A 16,454-nucleotide genomic window follows, 5' to 3' on the forward strand; every position below is an offset into this window, starting at 1 on the left:
GAGGTCGCCGGATTGTTCCCGCGGGGTGCTCCGGAGGCCCTTGGCTTGCGTATCTAGTGCCAGGTGTGGTCGACGAGCGGGGTGCGTGGACCGAATTTCGGTTTGATTGCCCGGCCGCTGATTTGAAGTAGCTTGACGGCACGAAAGCGATGCGGTGCAAGCGGTTTCATGTATTCGATCATTCCGGCGTCGTCGAGGGGGTGACCGAGTAGCGACCAACCGACCACAGCGGCCAAGTGGTAGTCGCCCACGGACAAGGCGTCGGGATCGCCGAAGGCACGTTGCGCGACTTCCGCTGCCGTCCAGATGCCGACGCCGGGGACAGCCCGCAGGCGACGTGTCGCATCCGCGAACGGCATCGAGGCGGCTTCTTCCATACGGTGCGCCACCTGTGCGCATCGCACGATGGTCTTGGAACGAGCAGGATCGACGTTGGCGAGGTGGTACTCCCACGAGGGAATGCGGCGCCAGACGTCCGGAGGGGGCGGAACGAACATCGGCTTCGGAGTCGGGCCAGGTGCCCGCTCGCCGAATTTCGTGACGAGCCTGCGCCACGACGAGAACGCGGACAGCCCGTGGACACGCTGCTCGAGTACCGCGGGCACCAGGGCTTCCATGACGAGCCCGGTCCTGCCGAGGCGAAGGTGCGGATGCTGTCGGTGGGCTTCCTTCAGGGTCGGATGCTCCGGCGCGAAGCCCGACGAGTCGTCCTCACTGCCCAGCAGCGCGGGCAGAAATCCGGTGAACTCCTCGGCACCGGGACCCCACGCCTGGCTCCGGACGGCGGTGCGCGAGATAGGGGTGATCCTGTATGTGACCGGACCGGACGGAAGACGCGACGCTCGCCAGACGCTGCCTGCGCTGTCCCGCTCGAACGTGGGGTCTCCCTTGCCCCTGCGTAGATCCCGAAGGCACGCCATCGGGTCCAGCGGGGACGCCGACTCGAACACCGTCGAGACATCACTGTCTCCGGCGGCTGATGGAGAGCCTGGCGTGGTCTTCGGGAACATCGTGCCGCCGACTTTATCCCCTCCGACCGACACGCCGGAACTGGATCCGAGCGCCGCGGCCTACGCGAAGCCTCCGGAGACGGCGACGACCGTTCGGCCGGTGACGCCACCGCCGGAGATCGAGTCGAGAGCACTCGCGACGTCCGCCACGGGCACCTCGGTGGTGAGCGCCGACAGACGCTGCGGGCGCAGATCGGTTTCGAGTTTCTGCCACAGTGCCCGGCGCTTGTCGATGGGGAGTAACACGGAGTCGATGCCGAGCAGAGACACGCCGCGCAGAATGAACGGAAGCACCGTCGTCGGCAGCTGCGCGCCTCCGGTCAGACCGCTCGCGGCGACAGCGCCGCCGTACCGGACCGTGCTCAACGCATGTGCCAGCGTCTTGCCGCCTACGCAGTCGACGACGCCGCCCCACTCCGCCTTGCCGAGCGGACGCGGCTTGGCATCGGGATCCTCCGGCAGCCGGCCGACGACCCGCGATGCACCCAACTCTGTCAGCAGTTGCGTGGCGCCTTGCTTGCCGGACGATGCGACCACGTCGTAGCCTGCGGCCGAGAGGAGGTCGACGCTGACCGTCCCCACTCCGCCGCTGGCGCCCGTCACCAGTACCGGCCCGTCGGACGGAGTCACGCCCGCCGCCTGCAGCGCACGCACGCTCAGTGCCGCGGTGAAACCCGCGGTGCCGATGGCCGCGGCCTCACGGGTGGACAGGGTGGTCAACGGCACCACCCACTCGGCGGGAACGCGCGCGAACTCGGCGTAACCACCGTGCTGCGCAGTACCGATGTCGTACCCGTGCGCAACGACGCGCTGACCCACCTCGAACTCCGGCGATGTGGACTCCGCAACGGTTCCCGCGATGTCGATGCCAGGGACGATGGGGTACTCGCGGACGACTCCACCCTTCGGCGTGATCGCGAGAGCATCCTTGAAGTTGACCGACGAATACTCCACGGCAATCGTCACCGACGGACCCGACACCTCCGGCAGAAACGACGCGTCGACGCGTTCTCGCGTGAGCGTGATGCCGTCGGCCTCCCTCGCCACCAATGCTTCGAACGACGACGGGATGGATTCTCCTGGCGCTGCAGTTGTCACGATTCGAGTCCTCGGTGAGTGCGAATGTGTGATCGACCCTGTCGGGTGCGTTCTCGGATGCTTTCCCACACTACCCATTCGGACACCCACACAGCCTCGAGCGGTCCTTGGCCCCGAATTCCGAGGCCCGCAGGCTCCACTCCTGCCTCATCAGGTCGTTCCGCAGGCTCCACTCCTGCCTCATCAGGTCGTTCCGCAGGCTCCACTCCTGCGCGGCGCCTGTTGTTTGTCGGTGGGGCGAAGTAGGGTCCTTCCCGTGATCATCGTGAGTACTGACGGTTCGTGTCTGCGGAATCCGGGTGGCGCCATCGGTTGGGCCTGGGTCAACCACACGGGGCCGTCCAACTCCGGTGGAGAAGCGTCGGGAACCAACCAGATCGCCGAGCTTCGAGCGCTTTTGGAGGCAATCCTCGCGCACCCCGGTGACGAGCCGATGCTCATCGAGTCGGATTCGCAGTACGCCATCAAGTGTGCTTCGGAATGGCTGCCGGGGTGGAAGCGTAAGGGCTGGAAAACCGCGGGCGGATCGCCGGTGCGCAACCTGGAATTGGTGCAGAGCATCGATCGAGCAATCGCGGACCGCAGCGGACCTGTCCGATTCCGCTGGGTCCGTGGACATGTCGGCAACCACTTCAACGAGGCAGCCGACGCGCTCGCCGGTGAAGCTGCTCGCGCCGTCGCCTCGGGCAAAGCGGGCCCCAGCAAACCTGTTGCTACCGCTGCCAGCACGCCTGCCGCTGCCGCACCTTCCCGTAGCGAATCCCTCGACGAGGTCGCTACTCTTTTCTGAGGCTCGAGCCGAACCCTCGCAGCGCCCGCACCTCAGTGTCTCGGGGCGATGCGAGCGTTCGGTAGTTCGGGCGCAGGAAGTCTGAACCCCGGTATCCGGTACCCATCGACCGTGCCGAACTGCCTGTCACGCTCCGCATGCTCCGCTCCTTCCCAGGCCTCGCGATAGGCCACGATGTCGTCGTGGGTGCGGCCCATGAAGTTCCACCACATCACTACTTCTTCGCCGAACGGTGGCCCGCCGAGCAGCAGCATTCGAGCATCGTCGGTGCCCGAGTTTCGCAGGGTGATGGCGCGATTGCCGGGCTGGAGGTATCCCAATTCGGCTCGGGCAAGGGTGCCGGATTCCGCGTCCTCGGGATCGGCGTCGTCAGCTGGGGGAAGGGTCTCGACGTTCACCGAGCCCTGGTCGACGATGATGCCGTGCTCGAAGGCCTCGTCGACGTCGAGTTGAACGGCACTCCCTGCGGGAAGGACGATCTCGGCGCCGAGGAGTGGTGTGAAAGTCGAGACGGGGGATGTCCGGCCCGCGAGAGATCCCAGGAACACCCGCAGCTCTGCGCCGCCCGTCGTCACGGCGTCGGGGACGTAGTGCTGAAAGGCCGGCGCAGTGAATCGAGCGGACCCGGGCAGGGCGACCCACAGCTGCATGCCGTGCAGGATTCGGGTGTTGTCGGTCGAGACTTCCGAGTGGGAGATTCCGCGGCCCGCGGTCATGAGGTTGAGCTCGCCGGGGTGGACGAGTGCGTGCGAGCCGATGCTGTCGCGGTGTTCGATCTCACCGGTGAACAGCCAGCTCACGGTCTGCAGCCCGGTGTGGGGGTGCGGCGGGACGTCCATGCCTCCGGACGTGGATACGTCGTCGGGACCGTAGTGATCGGCAAAACACCACGCGCCGATCAGGGTTCGCTGTTTCGTCGGTAGCGTCCGCCGGACGTTCATGTCGCGAGGGCCGCCGAGCGGAACGTCGCGTGGGGTGATGATCTCGAGGTTCATGAGAAACCGCCTGTCATGAGATGTCCTTCTGCGCGAGCCTCAGTTTGGTGCACAATGCCGTCAGTGTTCGCAGTTCCTCGTCGGTCAACGCGTCGCCGACGTATCTCCTGATGCGCGACGCGTGCTTCCGTCCGATCTCCCGTTGCACAGCGAGGCCGTCGTCGGTGAGGCCGACGACGGTTCCGCGTTTGTCGTTCGGGTCCGGCGTGCGGGTGACCAGTCCGAGCTTCTCCAGCCGTTCGCAGAGTCGACTGAGCGAGGGCTGGGTCAGCAGGATCTCGGCGTTGAGGTCGTGCAGACGCAACGTTCGCGTCGGGCAATTGCCGAGCGTGAACAGCACGTCGTACTCGCGCAGACTGATCGGGCCCCAGATGTCGTCGGCGGTGAACTTGCGCATCAGCGCCACCTGGGAGCGAAACAGCGCCTCCCAGGCGACAACCGACAGTTCGGTGCTAGACGGCAACAGCCGTCTCCTTCTCGGCAAGCATGCTCGCGTGCGTCGGCGGGTCCTCGGGAACCCCGGCCGGGCGTCGTGCGGCGAACTCCGCGCGCAGCGTCGGTACCACTTCCTCGCCCAGCAGATCGAGCTGCTCGAGGACCGTCTTCAGCGGGAGACCGGCGTGATCCATCAGGAACAGTTGGCGCTGGTAGTCGCCGAAGAAGTCCGCGAACGCGAGTGTCTTCTCGATGACCTGCTGTGGTGAGCCGACGGTCAACGGTGTCTGCTCGGTGAATTCTTCCATCGTCGGGCCGTGTCCGTAGACGGGTGCGCTGTCGAAGTACGGCCGGAACTCGTTCACTGCGTCCTGGCTGTTCTTGCGCATGAACACCTGACCGCCGAGGCCGACGATGGCCTGGTCCGCGCGGCCGTGCCCGTAGTGCTCGTAGCGTTGGCGATAGAGGTCGATGAGCTGAATGTAGTGCTCTTTGGGCCAGAAGATGTTGTTCGCGAAGAATCCGTCACCGTGGTACGCGGCGATCTCTGCGATCTCGGGGCTGCGGATCGAGCCGTGCCATACGAACGGCGGGATGTCGTCCAGCGGGCGAGGCGTGGAGGTGAAGCTGTCGAGCGGAGTCCGGAAGTTGCCCTTCCACGTCACGACGTCCTCGGTCCACAGGCGTCGCAGGAGTTGGTAGTTCTCGAGCGCGAGGGGAATGCCCTGACGGATGTCCTTGCCGAACCACGGGTAGACCGGCGCGGTGTTGCCGCGGCCCATGATGAGGTCGACGCGGCCGTCGGACAGATGCTGGAGCATCGCGTAGTCCTCGGCGATCTTCACCGGGTCGTTGGTCGTGATGAGTGTCGTCGACGTGGACAGGATCAGCTTGTCGGTCTGGGCGGCGACGTACCCGAGCATCGTCGTCGGTGACGACGGCACGAACGGCCGGTTGTGGTGCTCACCGGTTGCGAACACGTCGAGACCGACTTCTTCGGCATGCTTGGCGATGGTGACCATCGCCTTGATCCGCTCGTTTTCGGTGGGTGCGCGACCTGTGGTGGGGTCGACTGTCACGTCGCCGACGGTGAAGATTCCGAACTGCATGGTGTGCTCCCTGGCCGAATCCCTCGAACGCATTTTCATGCGTTTGCATTGACTTCTACTCTAACGGGAGTTTGCCGGGTGGTATTCCATGCCGGTGCCGAGAAATTTCCGAAAAACTTTCCATCCGGACCCATCCAGCCTTTCACCTGCGGCGAATGATGGATGAGACGCCCGCGGCTGCTGTCGCCCCCGACCGCCGTCAGCTGTGGGCGTCTCCCTTACTTCTCGGCTCCGAGACGTGTCGACGCCCGCGAATGCCGAAGCTGATGGAGCCTGCTCAGCGTCCTCTTCAGATCGACTCCTCCCGACGAGACCGAGCCGAGGCCTTCCCGGTGACCGTCGGCAAACTCCTCCAAAGGCACCCGTGCGTGAAATCGAGTCCTGATATCCGCGTCGTACAGGATGTCCACGAGATTCGAGAATCTGCGCACTGCGTCGTCCGACGCCTGGGCAAGTGCTGGTATTTCCCTGATCGTCAGTTCTGCGCCCGCGTCGAGCCGATCGACGATGGCCAGGTAATCGCCCGTCGACCTCGGGGCCTCGCACAGGTCCGCGAAGGACTCGCCTGCGGCAGTTCCGGTGGTGGACCAGGTTCCCGCCGAGAATCCCGAGTTCTCGGTGTTCGCGTCGCCCAGGGTGCGGTAATCCACGGGTCCGTCGACGCACACCACTCGGAGGTTCGCTTTCAGAACCTCGATGGTCGGGAGGAATGCGTCGTGAAACAGCGGATTGGGCAGCAAGCCGTCGGGTGGGTAATTGGACGTCGCGACCACGGCGACACCTCGTGCCCACAGGGCGTCGAGCATCCGGGCGATGAGCCGTGCGTCGCCGATGTCGTGCACGTGGAATTCGTCGAAGCAGAGCAGTCGGGTGGGGCCGATCAACGCGTCGAGCGTCGGTTCGAGCTGGAACCGATGAACGAAGTACGACGCGTGCAGGTCACGGAAAAAGGTGTGGAAGTGCAGGCGTTTCTTGGGCTCCGGTGCGGCGCCGAAGTATCTGTCCATCAACCAGGTCTTGCCTCGCCCGGCGGGTCCCCACAGGTACAGGCCGAGCGTGTCGGCCTCGGTGAGAAGGTCGACGACGGAGTGCTGCGACGGGTCCAGGTCGAAATCGGCGGCGAACGCATTCCGGGGTACTGGTGGCCTCATGGGCGCCCACTCTACATATGTAGAGGAAATTGGCGTATGATCCACGTCATGGACAGAAGAGCTGCGATCGCGGACGCGGCGATCGACGTCATCGCCGATTCCGGACTCCGGGCACTGACCCACCGCAAGCTCGACGACGCCCTGACGCTGCCGGCCGGCTCCACGTCGTACTACTTCCGATCGAAAGCCGATCTGTTCGCCGCCGTGATCGCCCGGATCACCGAGACTTCGCGTGCCGAGTTCACCCACCTGTCGACCATCGAGGGTGATCCGGTCGAAGTTACGGTGCGGTACCTGGACCACCTCGTCACGGAGAGAGCCGCCCAACTACGCGCCCGGCACGTGCTGATGCTCGACCCGACGGTGTCCGACGCCGACCGCGCCGCGCTGGCGGGCAGCCTGTTCTCAGGGCCTGGTGCCGTCGAACTGTTCGGCGACGCCGAGGTCGGAGCCGGCTACATCGCGTTGTGCGAGGGGTTGGTGACCTCTGCCCTCGGGGCCCGCGCCGCACGCACGGAAATGTTCCGAGCGCCTGTTGTCACTTATCTGAAGGGTGCGGGGAAGCTCTAGTTCACGGAGTCGACGCTTCTCACCCCTAGCGTCGAACGGCATGCGACGACTACCAGGTGCCGCGCTCGTCTTGACCGTGCTAGCAGCGGTCACGTTCACTGCATGTTCGTCGGCCGAAGCGGACCGGTCGCCGGATCCTCGACCTCAGCCGTCGAACGGCGAGTTCGATCTACAGGCGCACCGGGGTGGACTCGGCCTCGTCTCCGAGAGCACCCTCGAATCGTTCACCACAGCACTGGAGCTCGGCGTGACCACGCTGGAACTGGACACGCAGATCACCGAGGACGGGATTGCCGTCGTCACCCATGATCGGCAGGTCTCGTCGAAGAAATGTCTGGACACGGCACCTGTCGTCGAGCAGGATCCCGAGTTCCCCTACGTCGGCAAGTACGTGAACACGTTGACGCTGGCGCAGATTCGGACCCTGGACTGTGGGACGTTGCGGCTGGCGGACTATCCGGAGCAACGAACGGTGCCGGGTGCGCGGATGCCGACGTTGGCCGACGTTCTCGAACTTGCCGCCAGTGCCCCTGGGATCAAGCTGAATGTCGAAACCAAGGTCGAAGCGGCAAGCCCGACGGAGACGGCACCTCGTGAGCAGTTCGTCGACACCGTCCTCGGCACCATCCGGGCCGCCGGGATGCTCGACAGAGTGACGATCCAGAGCTTCGACTGGGGCGCGCTGCAGCGGGTCCGGGAAGTGGAACCCGCACTACCGACCGTCGCGCTGACGAACGGTGAGTTTCTTCAGATCGGTCAGTCCGGGAGGTCGCCATGGCTCGGTGGCGTGGACATCGACGATTTCGACGGTGACCCGATTGCCGCGATCCGCTCGTTCGGCGCATCCGGATTCTCACCGGTTCAGGGAAATCCGCAGAGCGGCAAGGTAAGTGACCCGGACTTCGAGCTGTACGTGACCCAGAAGATGATCGACGACGCCCATGCCGCTGGAATTCGGGTCATTCCGTGGACAGTCGACGACCCCGAGACCATGAACGTCCTGCTGGACATGGGAGTCGACGGGATCATCACCGACTACCCGGACCGGCTACGCGCGGTGCTGAGCGACCGGGGTATGCCGCTACCCGCTCCGGTCACGGTAGGCGGCTGACCCGCATGTCGGTGCGTCAGCCGAGGTCGTACACGACTCCGGTGAGTCGTTCACTTGCTTCCCAGAGCTTTTCGGCGAGCTGGCGGTCTTTTGCCTTGCCGGAGAGCTTTGCCGGAGCGGGAGCGCCACGGGACTCGAACAACCACTTCGGGCCCGTGTACGACCCCGGTCCACCCTTCTCGAGTGCGTGGAGGGTAGGAAGTGCGCCGGCTTTCGCGGACTGCGAGATGATCGGCAGCCCGACGGCCGCGACGAGGGACGCAATCTTGGAACTCCCCAGGCCGTCGGGACTCGAGTACAACTCGGTCGACGAGATGCCGGGGTGGGCGGCGTTGCTCGTGATGTCGATCTTCGCGGCATCGAGACGGCGCTGAAGTTCCAGTGCGAACAACAGATTCGACAACTTGGAATTGGCGTAACCCCGCTGTGGGTTGTACCCGCGCGTAGCCTGCAGATCGTCGAAATCGAGTTTCGGTGCTTGCTTGTGGGCGACCGAGGAGACGGTGACGACGGTGGCCTTGTCCGACGCGCGAAGCTTGGGGAGCAAGTGGCCGGTCAACGCGAAGTGGCCGAGGTGATTGGTACCGAATTGAAGTTCGAAGCCGTCGACGGTCTCGCGCCGCGTCGCAGGCATCATGACGCCTGCGTTGTTGATGAGGACGTCGACGCGGTCGGGAGCCGATGCCGCGAAATCACGCACCGAGCTCAGATCGGCCAGATCGAGTTCGGCAGTGTCCACGACGCCGCCGGTGCTGTTGGTTTCTGCGGCAATCTTGTCCGCCGCTGTCTTGGCCTTGTCCAGGTTGCGGCAGGCCAAGGTCACGTGGTCGCCTTGCTTCACCAACTGGAGCGCGGTGAAGTAACCGATTCCGGTGTTTCCGCCGGTGAGGATGACGCGTCGCTGCTTGTTGTCAGGCACCCGACCAGGTTACCGGCGAGTTTAAGATGTGGCCATGAGTGAGCCGATCGACCATTTCCCCGCAGGCACCGGACGCCCCGCAGCAGGCGCATTCTTCGCCGCCGGCTTCACATCGCTCGAGGCGTTGGCCGGGCAGTCGGAATCGGCGCTCGCACAGCTCCACGGCGTCGGACCCAAAGCGCTCGGCATCGTGAAGGCCGCCTTGGAAGCAGAAGGACTCGGGCTCGAACCTTAGAGAGTCATTGCGCAGGCTCCACTCCCGAAAGCTGCTGCTCAGAACGGCGGTGGCCGGTACTTCTCGCGTTCGGCGACCACGGCGCGATGCTCGAGGAACTTCTCGCGGAGGTACAGCGCGTCGGCTCGGCACTGCGGATCGTCGAGTCTCGCGATGTCCGCCAGACTTGGTGCGCCGCCGTCGGTGCGCGGATTCAGGAGCCTCCAGAGTTGGCAGTCCTCATCCGTGATGTTGGCTTCCCACCACGTGGGTTCGTACAGTTCGTCAGGCGGGTCGGGCAAGTCGTCGTGGCGGTCGATGTTGTTACGGGTGTCGGATCGACGGGATGCGCCCCTCGACGTCGGTTTGGACGGCATGCGGAATCGACGGACGTGGACGAAGTCCCCGGGAATGTCGACTGTTCCGAACGCGGGTGGGGTTATGTGCTGCAGCCCAGCCCCTGAGCGCCAATAGATTCCGTCTCCGGTGAGCTTGGAGCACGCCCACAGACGCAGAGTCTTGGCCTGATGGTGGTACGGGCACAGTGGATGCAGATTTCCGAGAACGGTCCAGCCTCCGGAAATCGGATCTCGATGATCGAACGGAACGATGTGGTCGATGTCGCAACGGGCAGCCGGTACCCCACAGTTCGGGAACGTACAGGTGTGATAGCTCGCGCGAACCAGCGCGACCAGAGCAGCGCTCGGCCGGTAGGTGAGGGCTCCGGGCGGAGGCGTGCAGAATCCACCGTGTCCGTCGGGGTGCAGGCCCTCGGCGAGCGACGGGTCGAGTGCCACAGCGTCCATGAACGCAGCTATCGCCGCGGACAGCGCTGCTTCTTCCCCGATCGCCGACGCATGCGGGTTCTCCTTCGCCCGCTGCGTAGGAGTCGGCAGAGGCGCTGCAGGACGTGTTCGGCCGCGCGCGACAACCCGCCGAGCACGAGCAGCCCTCCGTCGACTGCGCCGTACTGGATCTTGCTCCGGTGGTCTGGAATTCGGTGTAGCAGGAGACTCGGTACCACCATCGTTGTTACCGAGACCGTCGTTGTCACCGAGATCGTCGTTGTCACCGAGATCGTCGTTGTCACCGAGATCGTCGTTGTTACCGAGACCGTCGTTGTTACCGAGAACGTCAGTCGCGCCATCGATGTCGAGGCCGCGACGTTCGCGTGCGGCGGTCAGGGTTTCGGTGAGCAGGACCTGCCAGCGAGAGTCGGTGGCGAGGAGTCGGACGGTTTCCGCGTCCAGAACTGTGCCGTCGGACAGTGTTGCCGGCTCTTCGTTCAGTCCGAGAAGGGTTTCGATGTCGATGTGAATGTTCAGCAGGTGTGGTCTCCGGTTGGGGTTCTTGGCATCGACTCCCCGAAACGGGCATTGCTGGCTCCCGCAACGGCATTGGAGCGCATCTTCTCGGTGGATCAACGCAAGCAGGGCGTGTCCGCGTAGTTCTTTCTTGGTTCGCGGATCTTTCGGGCAGACGGTGGCTACGTACTCGTCGAGGAGGGCGTCGCATTCAGCGCCCTCGAGCACGCTCATCTTGGACACCAGGGTGGCGATGCCGGAGTCGTTGCGGCGAATCTCGGCGCATCGTTCTTCGGCGAGCGCAGCTTTCTGTGCAGCCGCGGCCTCGTCAGGGTCGTATTGGAACCAGCGGCGCCAGATGTTCTCCCGCAGCGCTTTCGGAGCACATCGCTGTGCAGCGGCGAGAATGTCTGCCTCCAGAGCTGACACAGTCTCGTCGCTGGCGCGGAGCAGGGTCAGAACTACCGTTCGGACACGGCCGTAGTCGAGGTCCCCGGCCGTGAAGGCGGCATCGATTGCCGGCAGACGCCAGAACAGATGGTTGGCGACAACGATCATCTGGCGCGCAACAGTTCGTGTCGTCGACATGGACACTGCTGCTTCGTATTCGACTGTGTGTCGGGCGCGATCGACGTTCGGTTCCTCACTGCCGTGCACGGCCCCCAGCGCATGGACGTCCATCTCTGCGCACAGTCGTATCTCGTAGAGATCCTGCAACTCGTGAATCACCACTGCCGACGCTCGGTTCTCTGCCCGCCGTCCATCCGACAGGCGCGTCAGTGACCGCGATGCCGCACTGTCTGCATCGGATCGAACCTGCGTGGAGCCCCCCGGCTGTGCCATGCCACCTAGAGTAATCGAACATATGTTCGAACACAAGAGCGGACGACGCCTCTCTTTAACTTCTTTCTCGGCCCCACATCGGTGTGGTCGGGTCGTCTGCTCCGGTATGGCTCCCGCAACCTGGCTAACCTGAGGCGATGACCAGTACAGGCGTTGTCAGGGAGTGGTATGCCGACGAAGGATGGGGCGTTCTCGCCTCCCTGGACACTCCCGGCGGCTGCTGGGTTCACGTCAGCATGCTGTGGGCCATCGCGCTGCCTCCTGCGCGCGAGAACGAGTCCATTCATATCACCGGTTCCAGTGTTGACGCGGTCGTGGGGGAGACCGTGGATTTCGAGTGGGAACAGGTGAGACAGGACGGTTACGACTATCGCGGAATCAGCGTGAGGCCTCGTCGAGATGGCCCCGAACGGACCATTCGCTGGGAGTACGGAGGCGATCGCCGTCATTCGGGGATGGAATTTCGGACCGCTCCGCGGCTGCAGGAATAGACGGATGAAATTATCCGACGCGCGTCCACGCGAGCCGACGATCACGGCCTAGCCCGATGCGGGCGCACGGTAGAACGTCCAGCCGGCGGGGCTGACTTGGTTCGCAATGTTGGCTGTCACCAGTATTTGCCCCGATCCGGAGTGGACATCGGTTCGGTATCCATCGTTGGTAGGTATCCCCCCAGAAGTGCCTCTGCTGTGCCTGGATTCGCCAGGCGGGTTTCGTCAGCAGATGCACCTGTGGATTTGTAGAAGCCGATCCTGATTCCGGCTGCCTGTAGTCGCAGTGGTCGCTCCTGAGGTGCCCGTGTGAGACGCTGGGGTGCATGGTGAGCATGGGGGCGTGGTCGCTGGCGGACAAGGCGTCGAGACTGGGGTGGAAGACGGTCGGAAGACGTGTCGACCTCGACGGCGACCAGTCGTGGTTGCGGGGGCCGGTATCGGGTCCGGGCGTCGTTCGGGACAGGTGGCTGCAGCAGGAGGCGGAGCGCATCGGTGGGCGCGTCGTACCCGGTTCCTCGTCGGACGGTTTGCTGCACAGCTTCGACGCGCTGGCCGGTCCGGAGTTCGACCCGAGCGCGATCGACCCTCGCATTCGCGAATTCTACGAGCACACTGCTCGGTGGCGCATGGATGCGTGGACGCAGTGGACGACGGGTTTCGGGCTACCCGGCGCGGCCATCGAAGCGTTGTACGGCAAACGCGTGCAGCAGCTTGCTCTCCCGGTGCAGCCTCTGGCGGTGGCACACGGTGTGGACAGTGAGGTCACGGAGATCGTCGACGCCGACGGCCGGCATGCCGGCTCTGCCTGGTTGCGAACTCTGCGGAAGACCGGCGACTACATGTACAGCGGTTACTACCGCGCTTCGACGCTTCCCTCGGCGTCGGGTCCGAGCGTCCATGTGACTTTCCCGTTGGAGGACGGCAACGTCCAGGTTTTCCTGAAACCGACAGTGGGCGAGGGAGGTTCGCTCGTTCTGACGTCCCCGTCGGGTAGGTTCGGGCAGGACGGCGCCTCCACGGTCGTGTTGGACAAAGGTGCCTGGTACGCGGCCAGAGCGCCGATCCACGAGGTCTTCCATGTCTACGTCGACGACGAGGGGGTGCTGCGGACCGATCATGTGCTGAAACTGTGGAACGTGACCGCTGTCCGGCTGCACTACCGCCTCACGCCCCTCGGCTGATCTCGGGTCCGATGTCCGCGCCTTCCTTCGACGAGATCGTCCGGGTGTTGCGCGCCGCGGGCTGCGTGTTCGCGGAAATCGAGGCTCGGCTCCTCGTGGAGGCGTTCGGCGGAAGCGCTCTGGAAAAGGCTGTCGCACAGCGAGTCGACGGCACTCCACTGGAACAACTTCTCGGGTGGGCGAAGTTCGCTGGTCTGCGGATATCGGTCGCGCCCGGAGTGTTCGTCCCCCGTCGCAGAACCGAACTCCTCGTGCACGCCGCGGTCGACGCGGAGCCCGGGGTTGTGCTCGACATCTGTTGCGGATCCGGGGCAGTCGCCGTTGCGATCGCACACGAGCGGCCCGGGGTGGCGCTGCATGCCTCCGACATCGCACCCGCTGCAGTCCGCTGTGCGCGTCGGAATCTGGAGCCCGTCGGAGGTCATGTCTATCGAAGTGACATGTACAGCGCTCTGCCGCACAGTCTTCGGAGAACCGTCGACGTCGTGGTCGCCAATGCCCCGTACGTTCCGACCGGGGCGATCGGTTCCATGCCGTCCGAGGCGAGGGACCATGAGCCGAGAGACGCTCTCGACGGAGGTGTCGACGGCCTCGACCTCCAGCGTCGAGTGGTCGAGGGGGCGGGGGAGTGGCTTGCTCCTGCGGGCCGCATCGTGGTCGAAACCAGCGTTCGGCAAGCGCAGGGCACTGCGGCGCTCATCGCGGCGGCGGGTTTCGAAGCGGAGATCGTCAGATCCGAGGAACTGGACGGGACGGCAGTCGTCGGGCGCAGTCGCGGACGCTGATTCTGCCCACGGAGAACACGCTCACCACGGGGAACACCGAGAGCACACGTGAAGTTGAGTCCACATAGCTCAACCGACCGGAGGTGCTGTAATGCCCGAACCCATCCGCCTACCTGTTCTTTTTCTGACCGACCCCGTCGTTCTGCCCGGGATGGTCGTCCCCGTCGAACTCGACGAGTCCGCGCGCGCTGCCGTGGACGCGGCACAGGCTTCCAACGACGGAACCTTGCTCGTTGCTCCTCGGCTCGAGGACCGATACGCCGCGTACGGCGTGGTTGCGTCCATCGTGCAGATGGGACGGCTCGCGACCGGGGAGGCTGCCGCAGTCCTCAAGGCCGAGCGCCGCGCTCACATCGGTCACGGTGTCAGCGGGCCCGGTGCTGCCCTGTGGGTCGAGGCCGAAATCGTCGACGAATCCGCCGTCGACGGTAGTGGTGGAACTGCCGAGAGCACCCGAACGCTGGCCACCGAGTACAAGCAGCTCGTCGTCGCGATGTTGCAGCGCCGCGACGCGTGGCAGGTCATCGACTCCGTCAACAAGCTCACCGATCCCGGCGCGATCGCCGACACCGCGGGGTACGCGTCGTACCTGACCGATGTGCAGAAGAGGCAGCTGCTCGAGACCCCATCCGTGCACGATCGTCTGACACTGCTGATCGAGTGGACCCGGTCCCATCTCGCGGAGGTCGAGGTCAACGACAAGATCTCGAACGATGTGCGCGACGGTATGGAGAAGACCCAGAAAGAGTTTCTGCTGCGGCAGCAGCTCGCCGCGATCCGCAAGGAGCTCGGCGAGGACGAACCAGACGGCGCCGACGACTACCGCGGCCGCGTCGAATCGGCAGATCTCCCGGATGCGGTGCGCGAGGCCGCACTTCGTGAGGTCGGAAAGCTCGAGCGGGCGAGTGATCAGAGTCCCGAGTCCGGGTGGATCAGGACGTGGCTCGATACCGTCCTGGACCTGCCGTGGTCGGTCACCACGACCGACACGACCGACATCGATTCGGCACGAGCGATTCTCGATGCGGACCACCATGGTCTGGACGACGTGAAGGATCGTATCGTCGAGTATCTCGCCGTGCGGGCGCGTCGAGCAGAGCGCGGCATGGGCCTCGTCGGTGGACGCGGATCGGGTGCGGTCATGGTGCTCGCGGGGCCGCCCGGAGTCGGTAAGACGTCGCTGGGCGAATCCGTGGCGCGTGCGTTGGGCCGCAAGTTCGTTCGTGTCGCACTCGGTGGCGTTCGAGACGAAGCGGAGATTCGCGGACACCGGCGTACCTACGTGGGTGCGTTGCCCGGGCGAATCGTCCGCGCCATCGGTGAGGCGGGTTCGATGAACCCCGTGGTGCTGCTCGACGAGATCGACAAGGTCGGTTCCGACTACCGCGGCGATCCCAGTGCCGCTCTGCTCGAAGTTCTCGATCCGGCGCAGAATCACACTTTTCGGGATCACTACCTGGACCTCGATCTCGACCTCTCCGACGTCGTGTTTCTGGCGACAGCCAATGTGGTCGAACAGATTCCGGGACCTCTGCTCGATCGGATGGAGCTCGTCACCATCGACGGGTACACCGAGGACGACAAGGTCGTGATCGCGCGGAACTATCTGCTGCCGCGTCAGTTGGAACGTTCTGCGCTCACGTCCGACGAAGTCGACGTCACCGACGATGCGTTGCGAAAGATCGCTGCCGACTACACCCGTGAACCAGGTGTGCGTCAGTTCGAGCGTCTGCTCGCCAAGGCTCTGCGGAAGTCCGCGACAGCACTGGCAGGGGGAAAGGCGACGGTGCGTATCGACGAGGCGGGACTCGTCGAGTACCTCGGCCGACCGCGTTTCACTCCCGACGTTCACGAGAGAACCGAAGTGCCGGGTGTGGCAACCGGTCTCGCCGTGACGGGACTCGGAGGCGACGTGCTGTTCATCGAGGCGTCCTCGACGGAGGGCAAGCCCGGACTTGCGCTGACGGGTCAGCTGGGTGACGTCATGAAGGAGTCGGCGCAGATAGCCCTGTCCTACGTGCGATCTCACGCGGCACGATTCGGCATCGATCCGCAGGTATTGGACCGCAGCGTCCACGTCCACGTACCGGCAGGTGCCGTACCCAAGGACGGTCCGTCGGCAGGCGTCACGATGGTCACGGCACTGGTGTCGATGGCGACGGGACGGCCGGTGCGGTCGGATGTGGGAATGACCGGCGAGGTCACGCTGAACGGTCGGGTCCTGCCGATCGGCGGAGTCAAGCAGAAGTTGCTGGCCGCGCAACGGGCAGGTCTGAAGACCGTTTTCGTTCCCGCGAGGAACGAACCGGATCTGGACGACGTGCCGGCCGAGGTGCTCGCCGCCCTCGACGTACGTCCGATGACCGACGTCGCGGACATCGTGGATCTCGCCCTGGAGGAGGCTGCTGTGTCCGCAGTGGCGTGATGTGGCGCGTTCCTTGACCT

16 protein-coding genes are annotated in these 16,454 nt (G+C 64.7%); 8 read left to right on the forward strand and 8 right to left on the reverse strand.

Annotated elements, in window-relative coordinates; genetic code table 11:
* Window positions 1–53 precede the first annotated feature (53 nt).
* Together BH95_RS21500 and BH95_RS21505 are read right to left on the reverse strand one after the other, a co-directional pair.
* Window positions 54–1,010, reverse strand: a complete 957-nt coding sequence (locus tag BH95_RS21500) for a DNA-3-methyladenine glycosylase family protein (protein ID WP_371828037.1) — start codon at window positions 1,008–1,010, stop codon at window positions 54–56.
* Between the two features lie 60 nt (window positions 1,011–1,070).
* Entirely contained in the window at window positions 1,071–2,108 is a 1,038-nt protein-coding gene (locus BH95_RS21505) for an acrylyl-CoA reductase family protein (protein ID WP_037159048.1), read from the reverse strand.
* A gap of 256 nt (window positions 2,109–2,364) precedes the next feature.
* On the opposite strand from BH95_RS21505, the gene BH95_RS21510 reads away from it, so the two are divergent.
* A complete protein-coding gene (locus tag BH95_RS21510) occupies window positions 2,365–2,898 on the forward strand; it encodes a ribonuclease H family protein (RefSeq protein WP_037183993.1) in 534 nt (177 codons plus the stop codon).
* Window positions 2,899–2,930: 32 nt separating this feature from the next.
* Here BH95_RS21510 and BH95_RS21515 read toward each other — a convergent pair whose 3' ends face one another.
* From BH95_RS21515 to zapE, 4 genes are all read right to left on the reverse strand, one after another.
* Window positions 2,931–3,893 carry a pirin family protein gene (locus BH95_RS21515; protein ID WP_037183997.1) on the reverse strand — a complete coding sequence of 321 codons (963 nt, stop codon included), beginning with the start codon at window positions 3,891–3,893 and terminating at the stop codon, window positions 2,931–2,933.
* Between the two features lie 13 nt (window positions 3,894–3,906).
* Window positions 3,907–4,290: a MarR family winged helix-turn-helix transcriptional regulator gene (locus BH95_RS21520; RefSeq protein WP_371828043.1), complete on the reverse strand. Its 384-nt coding sequence runs from the start codon at window positions 4,288–4,290 to the stop codon at window positions 3,907–3,909.
* Between the two features lie 55 nt (window positions 4,291–4,345).
* Window positions 4,346–5,437, reverse strand: a complete 1,092-nt coding sequence (locus tag BH95_RS21525; RefSeq protein WP_037184001.1) for an LLM class flavin-dependent oxidoreductase — start codon at window positions 5,435–5,437, stop codon at window positions 4,346–4,348.
* Window positions 5,438–5,655: 218 nt separating this feature from the next.
* Window positions 5,656–6,588, reverse strand: coding sequence for a cell division protein ZapE (gene zapE / locus BH95_RS21530; protein WP_037184004.1), 933 nt, complete (start codon window positions 6,586–6,588; stop codon window positions 5,656–5,658).
* Window positions 6,589–6,636: 48 nt separating this feature from the next.
* Here zapE and BH95_RS21535 point away from each other — a divergent pair, with 48 nt between their 5' ends.
* Window positions 6,637–7,158 (forward strand): TetR/AcrR family transcriptional regulator, encoded by a 522-nt coding sequence (locus BH95_RS21535; protein ID WP_020112438.1) that lies wholly within the window; start codon window positions 6,637–6,639, stop codon window positions 7,156–7,158.
* A gap of 40 nt (window positions 7,159–7,198) precedes the next feature.
* Window positions 7,199–8,269 carry a glycerophosphodiester phosphodiesterase family protein gene (locus BH95_RS21540; protein ID WP_037184006.1) on the forward strand — a complete coding sequence of 357 codons (1,071 nt, stop codon included), beginning with the start codon at window positions 7,199–7,201 and terminating at the stop codon, window positions 8,267–8,269.
* A 16-nt stretch (window positions 8,270–8,285) separates the two neighbouring features.
* Here the strand turns inward: BH95_RS21540 and BH95_RS21545 are convergent, their stop codons facing one another.
* Window positions 8,286–9,188, reverse strand: coding sequence for an oxidoreductase (locus BH95_RS21545; protein WP_019666946.1), 903 nt, complete (start codon window positions 9,186–9,188; stop codon window positions 8,286–8,288).
* A gap of 34 nt (window positions 9,189–9,222) precedes the next feature.
* Between BH95_RS21545 and BH95_RS21550 the strand changes: the two genes are divergently transcribed.
* Complete coding sequence (locus BH95_RS21550) at window positions 9,223–9,423, forward strand: hypothetical protein (protein ID WP_020112436.1); 201 nt, start codon at window positions 9,223–9,225, stop codon at window positions 9,421–9,423.
* Window positions 9,424–9,461: 38 nt separating this feature from the next.
* Here the strand turns inward: BH95_RS21550 and BH95_RS21555 are convergent, their stop codons facing one another.
* A complete protein-coding gene (locus tag BH95_RS21555) occupies window positions 9,462–11,549 on the reverse strand; it encodes an HNH endonuclease signature motif containing protein (protein ID WP_037184009.1) in 2,088 nt (695 codons plus the stop codon).
* A gap of 137 nt (window positions 11,550–11,686) precedes the next feature.
* Between BH95_RS21555 and BH95_RS21560 the strand changes: the two genes are divergently transcribed.
* The 4 genes from BH95_RS21560 to lon all read left to right on the forward strand — a co-directional run bounded on the left by BH95_RS21560 (window position 11,687) and on the right by lon (window position 16,434).
* Window positions 11,687–12,040 (forward strand): hypothetical protein, encoded by a 354-nt coding sequence (locus tag BH95_RS21560; RefSeq protein ID WP_037109504.1) that lies wholly within the window; start codon window positions 11,687–11,689, stop codon window positions 12,038–12,040.
* A gap of 326 nt (window positions 12,041–12,366) precedes the next feature.
* The gene (locus BH95_RS21565; protein ID WP_037184011.1) at window positions 12,367–13,224 is read left to right on the forward strand and encodes a hypothetical protein; all 858 of its coding nucleotides are present in this window, start codon (window positions 12,367–12,369) and stop codon (window positions 13,222–13,224) included.
* Window positions 13,225–13,235: 11 nt separating this feature from the next.
* Window positions 13,236–14,009: a putative protein N(5)-glutamine methyltransferase gene (locus BH95_RS21570; RefSeq protein ID WP_037184014.1), complete on the forward strand. Its 774-nt coding sequence runs from the start codon at window positions 13,236–13,238 to the stop codon at window positions 14,007–14,009.
* Window positions 14,010–14,100: 91 nt separating this feature from the next.
* On the forward strand, window positions 14,101–16,434 hold the full coding sequence (lon, locus tag BH95_RS21575) for an endopeptidase La (protein ID WP_037184017.1): 2,334 nt from the start codon (window positions 14,101–14,103) through the stop codon (window positions 16,432–16,434).
* The last annotated feature ends 20 nt before the right edge of the window (window positions 16,435–16,454 follow it).

This window comes from Rhodococcoides fascians A44A, from assembly GCF_000760735.1.
Taxonomy (GTDB): Bacteria; Actinomycetota; Actinomycetes; order Mycobacteriales; family Mycobacteriaceae; genus Rhodococcoides; species Rhodococcoides fascians_E.